Genomic DNA, 12,988 nt, shown 5'->3' with positions numbered 1-12,988 from the left:
GTGTGCTTTTGGGTGTCTCTCATGGCCCCCGCTTTGCGGGCCAGCACTGCACAAGCGGCAGAGCAAGCCGGCAACAAGCTTCGGATAAGGCTAGCGGGTAAAATGGCAGGTTCACGCAGCCTGAATGGCCAATGACGATGGGCACTTGGTCATCTATGCTGGCATGCGTGGGGAGCCACATGGCTGGCTCGCGTATGTCCTTGTCTGTCCAACTTCGAATGCTTTTTGCTTATGGCCTCCGCACTGACCGATAAACTTTCGCGCCTCGTCAAGGAGATGCGTGGCCAGGCCCGCATTACCGAATCCAACGTGCAGGACATGCTGCGTGAAGTGCGCATGGCCTTGCTGGAAGCCGACGTGGCTCTGCCTGTGGTGCGTGACTTCATTGCCCGCGTCAAGGAAAAAGCGCTGGGTCAGGAAGTCATCAGCTCGCTGCAGCCCGGCCAGGTACTGGTCTCCATCGTCAACAAGGAGTTGGCGGCGACCATGGGCGAAGGCATTGCGGACATCAATCTCAATGCCCAGCCGCCCGCCGTCATTCTGATGGCGGGTCTGCAGGGTGCGGGTAAGACCACCACCACGGCCAAGCTGGCCAAGCACCTGATCGAAAAGCGCAAGAAGAAGGTGTTGACCGTGTCGGGCGACGTGTATCGCCCTGCGGCCATCGAGCAGCTCAAGACCGTGACCGCGCAGGCCGGTGCCGAGTGGTTCCCTTCCTCGCCCGACCAGAAGCCCCACGACATCGCCGTGGCCGCGATTGATTACGCCAAAAAGCATTTCTTTGATGTGCTGCTGGTGGACACGGCCGGCCGTCTGGCCATCGACGAGTTGCTGATGGCCGAAATCAAAGATTTGCACGCCACACTCAAGCCCGTCGAAACCCTGTTCGTGGTCGATGCCATGCAGGGTCAGGACGCGGTGAATACCGCCAAGGCCTTCAAGGAAGCACTGCCGCTCACGGGTATCGTGCTGACCAAGCTCGACGGCGACTCGCGCGGTGGTGCGGCGCTGTCCGTGCGCCAGATCACGGGTGCGCCCATCAAGTTTGCTGGTGTTTCGGAAAAGATCGATGGTCTGGAGGTCTTTGACGCGGACCGCCACGCACAGCGCGTGCTGGGCATGGGCGACATCGTGGCCCTGGTCGAGCAGGTCACCAAAGGCGTGGACATGGAAGCCGCGCAGAAGATGGCCGAGAAGCTCAAAAGCGGCGACGGCTTTGATCTGAACGACTTCCTGGCGCAGCTGCAGCAGATGAAGCAGATGGGCGGTCTTTCCCAGCTGATGGACAAGCTGCCTGCCGAGCTGGCAGGCAAGGCCGGTCAGGTCGATATGGACAAGGCCGAGCGTGAGATCAAGCGCAAGGAAGGCATCATCTGCTCCATGACGCTCAAGGAGCGCAAGCACCCCGCCCTCATCAAGGCCACGCGCAAGAAGCGCATTGCCGACGGCGCTGGCGTGCAGGTGCAGGAAGTCAACCGCCTGCTCAAGGAGTTCGAGCAGATGCAGACCATGATGAAAAAGTTCAAGGGCGGCGGTCTGATGAAGATGATGAAGAAGATGGGCGGCATGAAAGCCATGAAGGGGATGATGGGCGGCGGGATGCCAAAGTTGCCCTTTTAACTCCCCCTGAGGCGCTGCGCGCCTTCCCCCTCTCTCTTCGGGAGGGGGACGACAGCATCGCTGCGGGACGTCCCTTGCTTGCTGTCCCTGAGTTGAGGTCTGCTTGGTTTGAGATCAGTGATCTATAAAAAGTGAGCTGCTTGCGTTTGTTGCTGATGGATTTGGATGCGAAATGCATCTGAAGCCAAGGTTTCATGAGCGCAAGCAGCTCACTTTTTTGTAAGAAAGCGCAGAAGGGCAGGGCTAAAGGTAGATGCGCCACGGGCTTTCTGAGAACATGCTGCCTCATGAAGCGAGAAGACAGGACTTTGGTCGAGGCAGGTCGGCCTCTTGATCTGGAGCGCCGCGGTGCGCTGTTGCTGGCGGGTTCTCTGATGGCGGTGCTGGCCGGCTGTTCCACCACCCGGCACAAACCCAAACCTGCTGCGCAAAGCGGCACCGGGGCCAATTCCGCGAGTGCGCTGAGCCTGGATGGCGAGTTGCGCGAGTCCCTGCTGGCGCGCACCATGCTGGTGGTCAACACGCCTTACACCTATGGTGGCAATTCCCCCGAGGGCGGCTTTGACTGCAGCGGCCTGATTCAGTGGGCGGTGGGCGGCATTACCGAGCAGCGCTTGCCACGCACCACGGCGCAATGGGCCAAGGCCAGCAATCCGGTGGGCAGACGCGATCTGATGCGCGGCGATTTTGTGTTTTTCAACACGCTGGGCGGGCGCTATTCGCACATGGGGATTTTTGTGGGCAACGGCCAGTTTGTGCATGCGCCGTCCAGCGGCGGCACCGTACAACGCGTGCGCATGGACAACGTGTACTTTGCCAAGCGATTTACCGAGGCTCGCAGCATTTTTGCCTGAGCGGCATGGCGTCGATAAAAAAGGGACTGCTAGGCAGTCCCTTTGTTTTTGATAGCGGCAAGCGCTTTATGCGCGCTTAGGCAGCAGCCATTTTTGCTGTCGAATTAGAGGAGGCTGCCTCTGGCGCATCCAGTGGCAGATTCCAGTCCATCGCATGCCATGGGTGCTGCTCTTCGGTCACCCATTGCGCGACTTCCTCGGCGGTAAAGCCGATGCCCAGCACATCACTGCGTCCGGTGGCGGTCCATTGCGCCCGGCCCTGGGCATAGGCCTGGCCAAAGGCCAGCCAGCTGTCAAAGCATTGCTGGGCACGCTGGGCGTTGAGCATCAGCACCTGCCACTGTGCTTCTTCATCAATCCAGTCCAGCAGGCGGGCGCAGCGCACAAAGAAGGTCACACGGGCACAGGCAAAGGCCATGGCGGCACGCGGATCGTCGCTGCGCTGCAGGCGTTGCAGGTCCAGCATGAACCAGCGCTGGCGCAGGGCGTCAGGCAATTGCTGGCGCACCTGCTCGTCGCCGAGGTCGGTGCGCAGGCCCAGGTGGTGCAGGATCATGGGGCGCAGCTGTTTGGCCAGCGCATCAGAGGCACCATCGAGGTCGCTGGCAAAGCCGCCCTGCATGGCGTGATAGGCCATGGGGTGGGCCAGGGCCAGTGCCCAGTTGTGCTCTGGGCTGCCGGCCTGGTAACTGACCATGTCGCCACGGGCTTTGGCGGCGTTGATGCGCTTGAGGCTGCTGCGCACAATCCAGAAGAGCAGCGCCACCGCTATGGCCAGCTTGGTCCAGCCATTCCAGATCAGCGTGAGCACGAGGATCAGCATCAACCAGCTGCTCATATCCTGCTCCTGGTGCGGGCGGGCCGCTTGCGGGCCAGCTGCAAGGTTTGCTCAAGGGCGCTTGACTTGGGCATGCGCTCGATCACTTCACTGCCCAGCGACTCCTTGCGGGCGGCGGCCATCCATTGCATCAGTGGCGACTTCAGCTCGAGCTGGGCCAGCAGGCTAGGGTGCTGCTGCATCAGCCACAGCTGCTCGGCATCGCTTTGAAGCTCCTGCACCGAGCACCATGGCGTCAGTTCTGGATGGGCCTGCAGCACATCGGCAGGGCGGCGCACAATGCCCATGGCAATGGCGTCGCTGGGGACTTCGTCGTTGAGCGGCAGGTGGTTGAGCAAGGCCACCACATCGGGCGCATAGCGTGCAATGGGGGGACGGTTTTGCTTGCCCTTGATCTGTTCGATCTGCAAAGCGCCGTCTTTTTGCACATAGGCGTTGACGGTGATGCGCGGCTGGGCCGTGCCCGTGCGGTAGCTGAACAGGCGCATGCGGCCCGCTTCCAGGCCTTCTGCGTAATGCTCGCCATAACCGCCGCTGAAGGATTTGCGATTGGCAAACTGCCCCACGCAGTGGCCCATCATCTGGCTCTCATAGGCCATTTCCTGGCGCACTTGTGGGCTTTTGCCATCAAACTCCACAAAGGTGCCGTGCTGGCCGCGCAGCAGTCCGTGCACGGCTTCCTTGCTGTGCTCCACGCGGCCGCTGCTTTGCTTTTTCTCGAAGGCCAGGTGCTCCAGCGTCCAGCGTGCCAGTGCCTGCGGGGCATTCACACGCTGCAGCTTGCCTTCCAGCGAGGTGCCCTTGCGGGTGGAGAGAAACTCCACAAGGCGCGTCTCCAGCGCCAGCACGGCGGCGCTGTCGGGTTGTACCCACCAGAGGTCGGGCAGCTCAAACCCGGCGCGCTGGCGGGCCAGGCGCTCCAGTGCCCAGGCGGGTGGCTCCTGGCGGCCCAGCAGCTCCTGCAATTGCTGTGCATCGGCAATGCGCTGTACCGCAGGCTCGTCGGCCTGCAGGTTGCCCACTACATGGCGATAGAAATGGTTGCCCAGCCAGGCGGCGACATCGGGGGCGTCTTCGCGCGCGGCGCTACGCTCTTTGATGCGCTGCTTGATCGCCGGGGCGTTGACCACATCACGTGCCTTGTACGCGGGGGCAGGCTGGGATTTGTCGACGGTCTGATTCACCAGAATTTCCACCAGGGTTTGCGGCCGGATGCAGGAGCGCTGGCCGCTGCATCGCGCTCGGCAATTTTGCGCTGGGCGCGCTCAACGCCTTGTGCGGTCATGCGTCGCTCGTCTTCGTCATCATCCTTGTCCAGATAGCTTTGGGCCTGCTGATGGAGGGCGAGGGACTCTTCCAGCAGTTCGGGGTAGGCTTCCAGCGCACAGGCCAGGCGGCGCAGCGGGTAGCAGTCGCGCAAGGCGATGACTTCATCCTGGTGCGCACGCAGGCGCGGCAATACCAGCTCGGGTCGGGTGCTGGAGAAAAAGTCCAGCATGGACATCAGGGATGCCAGGTAGTTGCGTCGGTTGTCGGGTTGTTCGTCTTCATCGAGGTCGTTGAACCACTGATCCAGACGCTCCATCCAGATGCTGATCTCGTCGTCACGGTCGAGCTTGTACAGCGACAGCGCGACGGTGGAGAAGTAGGTGGTCGGCTCATGGCGGCCGTAGCCGTACTCTTGCGAAAAGTGCCACAGGCGCTCGGCCTGCGCGACGATCTCGGCATCATCGTCCTTGCCGATGGCGCACCAGAGCAAACCATCCTGATGCTCGGCAAACGGGCTGCTGTCCAGCCCCTTTTGGTGCAGCGCTGCGGCTTCGTCGTAGCGACCCATGAAGCGGTATTTGATGGCCAGGTTGTTGCAGAGCATGGAGTACACATGCAGGTCGGCATCCTTGAAGCGGCCCTGACCAGTGGCCCAGAAGTTTTCGAAGCGGCGCAGGCCTTCTTCGTAGTAACGCACCACCAGCGGGTTGCGCACTTCTTGCGAAGGCACTTTTTTCTTGCCGCCCATCAGCCGTGCCAGATCGTCCTCATCATCAAGGACGACACCTGCTGCATAGCACCAGTGGCCGCCATGGGACTCGGGGAAGGGGCGGGCCAGCGCTTCTTCCAGAGGCAAAACTGCAAAGCGGGCGGCCCACAGGGCGGGCAGCTTGTCGGTGTCGGCAAACTCGGGGTGCTGGCCTACCGACTGCTCCAGCAGCGGCAGGGCCAGTTCCATCTTGCGTTTTTGGGCCCACTTCATGCCTTCGATGGCCGCCAGCACCGGGTGCTGAGGCTGGGCGGCGCGCACCATATTCATGTAGAACTCTGGCGGGTGGGCGGCCAGCTCTTCTTGCGCCAACAGCTGGCGCATGTCTTCGTCGATGCCGCCCATGGCCAGGATCAGTGCCCAGGTGATGGAGCGAGCCGGGTCGGTATCAATACGCTGGCGGGCCAGGTGGTAGGCGGTGACGGCGACAACGGGGCGGGCGTGCAGCGTGTTTTCCAGCGCCAGATCAGCAGCTTCATCAAGGCGCCCGGCCTGCACCAGCCATTCCAGATACTGGGAGGAGAAGGGGCATCCCTGGTCATCGGTCAGGCCAAAGTGCCCTTGCGGCGCCAGTTGCAGGGCCGCTTCGATCTGGCCGGCCTGCGCACAGGCCTGCGCCTGCAGGCGCACGATCCTGACCTGGCGATGGGCCTTGACGGCCTGGGAGGGCGGCGGGTCTTCCTGGCGGCTCAGTTGCTGCTCGCACGCCATGAGCAGTGCGGGTAGGCTTTGCGGTGCCAGAGGCAGCACATGGTCTGCCAGCGTCATCCAGCGGTCAAAGTCCACGTGCTGATCGGGGGCGGCATCACGCAATGTGTTGATGGCGTTTTGCGCCAGGCTGGCGGCCTCGCTGCTGCTGCCGCCTTTGTGAGCCAGCTCTGCCTTGCGCGCCAGCAAGATGGCGTCGAGATAGGCGGCATCTTCTGCCAGATCGGGATTGCGGCGCTCTTGCTCGCGCTGCAGTTGCAGGCCGGTGGCAGCAGCTTGCCAGGCCTGCAGCTGCGAGGCCATCCAGTGCCAGCCGTGCCAGTAGTTGTCGCTATCCACCTCTTCGGGCAACTGCGCAATGGCTTGGGCCGTGGGAGCCAGCAAGGTGCGGGCACCTTCCGGGTCAAAGCCCATGCGGCTTTGAATATCGCTCAGGCTCAGGCGCAGCGCGGCCTCGTCTGTGCCCAGATCATCGGTGCCGGATACTGCGGCGTCCCTGTGTTGCTGCAGCAGGGCATTGGCGGCTTGGGGCTGCTCCAGAAACAGCCAGAAATCATGAACCCGCTCCAGCTCCAGCACATTGGCCGGTGCAAAACTTTGCTGTCCCATCAGCTCGGTGGCTGCCGCCACGCGCTCTTCCCGACTGATGTGGGTGGAGTCGTCTTCGTCGTAGTTGTTCAGCAGCTCTTGAGCCTGGTCGAGCAGGGCGTACAGTGCGTCGCCCTGAAGTGCAGCAGTTTGGTTCATGGTGTCCAGATCAAAATCCGAGGCAGCTTGGCCCCAATAGACCGCCATCCTAGCGGGGGATTGGGCCAGTTTCAGGCAAGCAACGGGGAGTCACTTCTTGTTACGCACTGCGCAGTCGGGCACAAAAAAGCCTGCCGCAGCATTGCAGGCAGGCTTGACAGGAGCCGCTATTTTGAACGGCTGCGTATTCAGTCCTTGACGAGCACTTCGCCGCGCAGGGTGTAAGCCTTGGCTTCGGTGATCTTCACATCCACCATCTGGCCAATCAGGCGCTCGTTGCCGGGGAAGTTGACCACGCGGTTGCAGAAGGTACGGCCCATCAGCTCGCTGCCGTCGCGCTTGCTCACGCCTTCGACCAGCAGGCGCTGCACCGTGCCCACGCGCTCTTCGCTGATCTCGCGCACGTTGTTGTTGATGACGGCCTGCAGCTCCTGCAGGCGGCGCAGCTTGACTTCGTGCGGCGTGTCATCGTGCAGATTGGCAGCAGGCGTGCCGGGGCGGGGGCTGAAGATAAAGCTGAAGCTGTTGTCAAAGCGCACATCGTCGATGAGTTTCATCATCTTCTGGAAGTCTTCCTCGGTCTCGCCGGGGAAGCCCACGATGAAGTCGCTGCTCATGGCCAGATCGGGGCGAATGGCGCGCAGCTTGCGGATCGTGCTCTTGTATTCCATAGCCGTGTAGCCGCGCTTCATGGCCATCAGAATCTTGTCGCTGCCGTGCTGCACGGGCAGGTGCAGGTGGCTGACCAGCTTGGGGATCTTGGCGTAAGCCTCGATCAATCGCGGCGTGAACTCGTTGGGGTGGCTGGTGGTGTAGCGAATGCGTTCGATGCCGGGAATCTCGGCCACGTATTCCAGCAGCAGCGCAAAGTCGGCCATCTCGGTGGTGTCGCCCATCTTGCCCAAGTAGGCGTTGACGTTCTGGCCCAGCAGCGTGATTTCTTTCACGCCCTGGTCGGCTAGGCCGGCGACTTCCACCAGCACGTCTTCAAACGGGCGGCTGACTTCTTCACCGCGTGTGTAGGGCACGACGCAGTAGCTGCAGTACTTGGAGCAGCCTTCCATGATGGAGACAAAGGCCGATGCACCTTCCACGCGCGCGGGCGGCAGATGGTCGAACTTTTCGATCTCGGGGAAGGAAATATCGACCTGGGGCTTGGCCTTGGCGGCGCGCTGATTTAAAAGCTCGGGCAGGCGGTGCAGGGTCTGGGGGCCGAAGACCACGTCCACAAACGGTGCGCGCTTGATGATTTCGGCGCCTTCCTGGCTGGCCACGCAGCCGCCCACGCCGATGAGCACGCCTTTTTCCTTGAGGTGGCGAATACGGCCCAGATCGCTGAACACTTTTTCCTGCGCCTTTTCGCGCACCGAGCAGGTGTTGAACAGAATCAGATCGGCCTCTTCCACGTCCTGCGTGGGCTCGTAGCCCTGGGCCGCGCCCAGCACGTCGGCCATCTTGTCCGAGTCGTACTCGTTCATCTGACAGCCAAAGGTTTTAATGAAGACTTTTTTGCTCATGGGGGGCTCTTGTATCTTGTAGGGGGTGTATGGCTTGCAGCAAGCCAGGTACAAATTCATTGCAAAGTCATAGCGGCTAGCGCTTGTCAGACTTTGATTTGGAATAGAAAAGGCATTGAAGTGCCTGCGCCACGTGCGCAAGCAGCTTTGAAATCAATAGCAATCAGCGGGGCTGAACTCAGCTGCCAAACACGCGCTGCAGCAGGGTGCGCGGCTGAATCGGCTTGTATTTTTCGATCTCGGCGGGCGTCAGAATCCAGGCCGTGTGCAGACCCTGGGTCTGCGGCTCGATCACATAGCCGACCAGCATCTTCTGGCCTGCGTAGTTGTGCGCAAAGACGACCGTGCGTTCCTGGCTGAACAGGCGAAAGCCGGGCGTGGTGCGGATGGCCGTGCCGTTGATGGCCACTTCCGGGAAGTTGGTGATGGTGAGCTCGCCAAACATCGCCGAGGGCGGAAAGTTGCGCGTGTCGTTGGATGGCAGGCCTTGGGCCAGTGTCACCTGTGCCTGCAGGCTGGCGCTGGCGGCCGCAGCCAGCAGGGCTGAGCCGAGAAGGCGGCGGCTGAGAGAGGGGCGCAGAGAAGAAGTGGTGCAGCGATTCATGGTGTATATCCAGGGGCTGGAGCCGGGATTCTACGAAGTTCTGTCGCCATCATCGCCGCACTCGACCATTTCAACTGGGATTGTCTTCGGGCAGGCGATTGCCGCAGTGCGGGCAAAAGCAGTAGTGATGGCGCTTTTCCGCCAGGGCCTGCTCTTTTTGCTCACGAATCAGCTGCAGCACGATGTCCTGGGTTTGCTCGGGCGTCAGGCCCACTTGCAAGCGAATTTCTTCGATGTGCTCTTTGTCGCTGAGCAAATCAATTTTCTGGCTGTGAAGCAGCTCCTGAAATTTCAGAAATATCTCCTGCTTGCGCGTCTCCAGCTCATTGGCAATACCGGTGGCCAAAATACCGGCCGGCAGCGCTGCCAGACCCAGGCCCAGGATGGTGATCACCGCACCCAGCGCCCGCCCCAGCGGGGTAATGGGCGTGACATCGCCATAACCCACGGTGGTCAAGGTCACCACGGCCCACCACATGGATGCGGGAATGGAGCTGTACACATCGGGCTGGGCCTGGTTCTCGACCACATAAACGCCAGCGGCGGCCATGACGATCAGGATGCTCAGGATGAAGATCACCGCCTGGAAAGAGCCTTTTTCTCTTTCAATCACGCGCAGCAGCATTTGCAGCGAGGTGAAATAGCGCGTGAGCTTGAGCAGGCGCAGCAGCCGCAAAATGCGCAGGAATCTCAGGTCGATGTGGACAAAGAAGTTGAGGTAAGCGGGCAGGATGGCCAGCAAATCAATGATGGCGCCGCCGCTGGTGACCCACTGCCAGCGTGTCTTCCAAGCGGGCTGCTGTGGCTTTTCTTCGACTACGCACCAGAAGCGCAAGATGTATTCCGTCGAAAAAATGACGATGGAAATATTCTCGAAAAGATCAAAAAACCGCTGGTTGGATTTGTAGATGTCGTTGACGGATTCCAGCAAGACCGCAATGACATTGCCAATGATCAAGGCAATCAGCAGGTAGTTGAAGGTCTTGCTGAGGCGGGTCTCGTTCTTTTCGTCGTGGAGATAGTCGTAGAAGAATTTACGCAGCGACAGCCACGGGTTCCCATGCAGATGGAGAGTCATAGGAGTTCAAGCGGTCGTGGAGGGGTTAAGAGTGTCAGGGCCGGCTGCATACAGCACCGCCTTGGGCGGGCGGCACAGGCCCCAGAAGCGCAGGCCGGTCAGCTCGGCCATGCGCACGCCCATGGCCGTGGGCGCGGAAATGGTGGCCAGCGCCGCAATGCCCACCTTGGCGCACTTGCGCACCAGCTCGTGGCTGCCGCGGCTGGACAGCACGACAAAGCCCGGCTCGCCCAGTCTGCCGGTGCGCGCCAGGCGGCCGATCAATTTATCCAGCGCGTTATGGCGGCCCACGTCTTCGAGCACATCGGTGATTTCGCCGTTCAGCGTGGCCCAGCCTGCGGCGTGAATCGCTCCGGCTTCGGCGTTCAGAATCTGGTGGGGCGGCAGGGCGTCAATGGCTTTGAGCACGGTGGCTGCATCCACGCGCTGCACCCAGTCATGGGCGGGCAGGGCATCAAACGACAGATCCAGTGCCGCAAAGCTCTCCACGCCGCAGACGCCGCAGCCCGTGCGCCCCGTCATGCTGCGGCGCTTGTCTTTGAGGCGTGCAAAGCAGCGTGAGGCAATGTCCAGCTGCACTTCCACGCCGTCCATGCCTTCGGGCAAACCTGCGGCGGCAGCGGAGACGGTGTGCGATTCGATGCCGTAGCAATCCGCAGCGCTGTCGATGATGCCTTCGGTCAGCGCAAAGCCCAGAGCAAAGTCCTGCACATCGCCGGGCGAGCCCATCATCACGGCGTGCGAGATGCCGTTGAAGACCAGCGCAATCGGCACTTCCGCAGCCAGCACGCGCTGCTGCGCCTCTGTCTGCCCACCGTTGTGAAACTCCACGGCATGGCTTTGCAGCGCTGGCAGAGGTTCAAGCGAGGGCAGAGGGCAGGCAGATTCGGTCATGGGCCGATGATAGTGATCTGTCTAAGCCAAAGCGCAAGCGCGGCTAAAACTGTCGCAGCGCATAGGCGAGTGACGTCGAGCAAGCGCCGCCGCGCAGCGAGGACGTCGTCCCCCTTAGGGGGAAGCGGCGAAGCCGCTCAGGGGGCTAATCTAGCAACGCCATACCCTTGATCTGCGCATAGACCAGCATGCCGGCCTGCAGTTGCAGGGCCTTGGCGGAATGCTGGGTGATGCGTGCCAGCAGCCGGGTGCTGCCCGCCTGCAGCGACACCATGGTCTGGCCTGGACCGTCCTCGCGCAAGGCCAGAATCTGTGCGGGCAGGATATTGAGAATGCTGCTGCCCTCGGGCTGGCTCAGGCTCAGGCTGACGTCACGAGCCTGCACGCGCAGCTGAACCTGGGTGCCGATCTCGCGGGGGCGGGCCATGACCAGTTGAAGCTGCCCGCCATCAAAGCTCAGCGTGCTCAGGTGGTCGCTTGCATCGTGGCTTTGCACTGTGGCGTGGACTACGCTGGAGGCGATGTCGCCATGGGCCAGTGGCAGATCCAGGCTGGACAGCAGCTCAGTGACCTGGCCTTGGGCCTGAACCCGGCCGGCACTGAGCAGCACCATGTGCTGCGCCAGTCGCGCGACTTCGTCCATGGAGTGGCTGACGTAGATGACGGGAATCTGCAGGTGGCGCTGCAACTGCTCCAGATAAGGCAGAACCTCGGCCTTGCGCTGGGCATCGAGCGCGGCCAGCGGCTCGTCCATCAGCAGCACTTCTGGGCTGGTGGCGAGAGCTCGGGCAATGGCTACGCGCTGGCGCTCGCCGCCCGAGAGTGTGATGGGCATGCGATCCATGAGGTGGCCTATGCCCAGCAGCTCCACCGCTTTTTCTTTGGAGACCTTGCGGCGGACGTCAGGGGTGCGCTTCAAGCCATAGTCGATGTTCTTTTGCACCGACAGGTGAGCAAACAGGCTGGCTTCCTGAAACACATAGCCGAGGGCGCGCTGATGCGTGGGCACCCATTGCCTGTGCTCGTCGTCCTGCCAGACTTGCTGGTTGACGGTAACGCGGCCCTGTGCACGCTCAAGGCCCGCCAGACTGCGCAGACAGGTGGTCTTGCCGCAGCCGGAGGGGCCGAACAAGGCAGTCACGCCATGGCCGGGCAGTTTCAGGTCGACATCGAGAGAAAAGTCGGCGCGGGTGAGTTGCAGCCGCGCTTGTATGAAGTTCAGAGTGCTCATGATTACCCGATGTTTTTGCCGCCGGGCCGCCCCAAGGCGAAAACCGGCGCAGCCGGTCGGGACCCCTTGGGGGGGGCAGCAGCTACACGCCAGTGAAGCAAGCGTGGGGGTCATTTTTTCGGCTGCAGCCAGTTCAAGGTCAGAAGAATGAGGAAGGAGAACACCACCATGCCGGCGGCCAGCAGATGGGCGTGGCCGTACTCCATGGCTTCCACGTGGTCGTAAATCTGCACCGAGACCACGCGTGTGACGCCGGGAATATTGCCGCCCAGCATCAACACCACGCCAAACTCGCCCACGGTGTGCGCAAAGGTCAGCACGGCAGCGGTGATAAAGCCAGGGCGCGCCAGCGGCACGGCCACGGTAAGAAAGCGATCCAGGGGACTGGCCCCCAGGCTGGCGGCCGCTTCCATAGGGCGAGAACCCAGGGCTTCGAATGCGCGCTGCAGTGGCTGTACGGTAAAGGGCAGGGAGTAAATCAGTGAGCCGACGACCAGTCCGGCAAAGGTAAAGGGCAGATTGCCCAGGCCCAGGGCCTGTGTGAGCTGGCCGATGGGTCCGTTGGGGCCCATGGTGACCAGCAGGTAAAAGCCGATCACGGTAGGCGGAAGTACCAGCGGCAGCGCAACGATGGCACCAATCGGACCGCGCCAGCGTGAGCGGGTGTGGGCTAGCCACCAGGCCAGCGGCGTGCACAGCAGCATGAGCAGCAGCGTGGTCACGCTCGCAAGCTTGAGCGTGAGCAGAATGGCTGCGTAGTCTTCGGCGTTCAGTTGCATGAGGTCAAAAAAATCCCTTGGTGTCCCAGCTTAGCCGAGTGGCACCAAGGGCAGAGCGGACGATTGAGACGAAAGGCTTG

At 61.8% G+C, this 12,988-nt stretch carries 11 protein-coding genes; 2 read left to right on the top strand and 9 right to left on the bottom strand.

Annotated features, from left to right (window positions below; genetic code table 11):
• Positions 1 to 231: 231 nt before the first annotated feature.
• The gene (gene ffh / locus AC2I9W_RS06485; protein WP_486409189.1) at positions 232 to 1,620 is read left to right on the top strand and encodes a signal recognition particle protein; all 1,389 of its coding nucleotides are present in this window, start codon (positions 232 to 234) and stop codon (positions 1,618 to 1,620) included.
• Positions 1,621 to 1,907: 287 nt separating this feature from the next.
• On the top strand, positions 1,908 to 2,474 hold the full coding sequence (locus tag AC2I9W_RS06480; RefSeq protein WP_486409188.1) for a C40 family peptidase: 567 nt from the start codon (positions 1,908 to 1,910) through the stop codon (positions 2,472 to 2,474).
• A 76-nt stretch (positions 2,475 to 2,550) separates the two neighbouring features.
• Here AC2I9W_RS06480 and AC2I9W_RS06475 read toward each other — a convergent pair whose 3' ends face one another.
• From AC2I9W_RS06475 to modB, 9 genes are all read right to left on the bottom strand, one after another.
• Positions 2,551 to 3,312, bottom strand: coding sequence for a DUF1266 domain-containing protein (locus tag AC2I9W_RS06475; RefSeq protein ID WP_486409187.1), 762 nt, complete (start codon positions 3,310 to 3,312; stop codon positions 2,551 to 2,553).
• The gene (locus AC2I9W_RS06470; protein ID WP_486409304.1) at positions 3,309 to 4,511 is read right to left on the bottom strand and encodes a hypothetical protein; all 1,203 of its coding nucleotides are present in this window, start codon (positions 4,509 to 4,511) and stop codon (positions 3,309 to 3,311) included. Before AC2I9W_RS06470 ends, AC2I9W_RS06475 begins: the two co-directional genes overlap by 4 nt.
• Positions 4,493 to 6,805 carry a hypothetical protein gene (locus AC2I9W_RS06465; RefSeq protein WP_486409186.1) on the bottom strand — a complete coding sequence of 771 codons (2,313 nt, stop codon included), beginning with the start codon at positions 6,803 to 6,805 and terminating at the stop codon, positions 4,493 to 4,495. The genes AC2I9W_RS06470 and AC2I9W_RS06465 overlap by 19 nt, the downstream gene beginning before the upstream one ends.
• 188 nt (positions 6,806 to 6,993) lie before the next feature.
• A complete protein-coding gene (gene miaB, locus AC2I9W_RS06460) occupies positions 6,994 to 8,322 on the bottom strand; it encodes a tRNA (N6-isopentenyl adenosine(37)-C2)-methylthiotransferase MiaB (protein WP_486409185.1) in 1,329 nt (442 codons plus the stop codon).
• A gap of 178 nt (positions 8,323 to 8,500) precedes the next feature.
• A complete protein-coding gene (locus tag AC2I9W_RS06455) occupies positions 8,501 to 8,926 on the bottom strand; it encodes a hypothetical protein (RefSeq protein ID WP_486409184.1) in 426 nt (141 codons plus the stop codon).
• A gap of 70 nt (positions 8,927 to 8,996) precedes the next feature.
• The gene (locus AC2I9W_RS06450; RefSeq protein WP_486409183.1) at positions 8,997 to 10,004 is read right to left on the bottom strand and encodes an ion transporter; all 1,008 of its coding nucleotides are present in this window, start codon (positions 10,002 to 10,004) and stop codon (positions 8,997 to 8,999) included.
• A 6-nt stretch (positions 10,005 to 10,010) separates the two neighbouring features.
• Positions 10,011 to 10,898 carry a formate dehydrogenase accessory sulfurtransferase FdhD gene (gene fdhD / locus AC2I9W_RS06445; RefSeq protein ID WP_486409182.1) on the bottom strand — a complete coding sequence of 296 codons (888 nt, stop codon included), beginning with the start codon at positions 10,896 to 10,898 and terminating at the stop codon, positions 10,011 to 10,013.
• 145 nt (positions 10,899 to 11,043) lie between these two features.
• A complete protein-coding gene (gene modC / locus AC2I9W_RS06440) occupies positions 11,044 to 12,129 on the bottom strand; it encodes a molybdenum ABC transporter ATP-binding protein (protein ID WP_486409181.1) in 1,086 nt (361 codons plus the stop codon).
• A 110-nt stretch (positions 12,130 to 12,239) separates the two neighbouring features.
• Positions 12,240 to 12,908, bottom strand: a complete 669-nt coding sequence (modB, locus tag AC2I9W_RS06435; RefSeq protein WP_486409180.1) for a molybdate ABC transporter permease subunit — start codon at positions 12,906 to 12,908, stop codon at positions 12,240 to 12,242.
• Between the last annotated feature and the right edge of the window lie 80 nt (positions 12,909 to 12,988).

Source organism: Comamonas sp. FUJ_7 (assembly GCF_057369555.1).
This window is presented reverse-complemented; position numbering and strand designations above follow the sequence as displayed.

Excerpts from the sequence above, each read along its gene's own strand:
- ffh (WP_486409189.1), top strand. The coding sequence starts at position 232 with ATGGCCTCCGCACTGACCGATAAACTTTCGCGCCTCGTCAAGGAGATG.
- AC2I9W_RS06480 (WP_486409188.1), top strand. The coding sequence starts at position 1,908 with ATGAAGCGAGAAGACAGGACTTTGGTCGAGGCAGGTCGGCCTCTTGAT.
- AC2I9W_RS06475 (WP_486409187.1), bottom strand. The coding sequence starts at position 3,312 with ATGAGCAGCTGGTTGATGCTGATCCTCGTGCTCACGCTGATCTGGAAT.
- AC2I9W_RS06465 (WP_486409186.1), bottom strand. The coding sequence starts at position 6,805 with ATGAACCAAACTGCTGCACTTCAGGGCGACGCACTGTACGCCCTGCTC.
- miaB (WP_486409185.1), bottom strand. The coding sequence starts at position 8,322 with ATGAGCAAAAAAGTCTTCATTAAAACCTTTGGCTGTCAGATGAACGAG.
- AC2I9W_RS06455 (WP_486409184.1), bottom strand. The coding sequence starts at position 8,926 with ATGAATCGCTGCACCACTTCTTCTCTGCGCCCCTCTCTCAGCCGCCGC.
- AC2I9W_RS06450 (WP_486409183.1), bottom strand. The coding sequence starts at position 10,004 with ATGACTCTCCATCTGCATGGGAACCCGTGGCTGTCGCTGCGTAAATTC.
- fdhD (WP_486409182.1), bottom strand. The coding sequence starts at position 10,898 with ATGACCGAATCTGCCTGCCCTCTGCCCTCGCTTGAACCTCTGCCAGCG.
- modC (WP_486409181.1), bottom strand. The coding sequence starts at position 12,129 with ATGAGCACTCTGAACTTCATACAAGCGCGGCTGCAACTCACCCGCGCC.
- modB (WP_486409180.1), bottom strand. The coding sequence starts at position 12,908 with ATGCAACTGAACGCCGAAGACTACGCAGCCATTCTGCTCACGCTCAAG.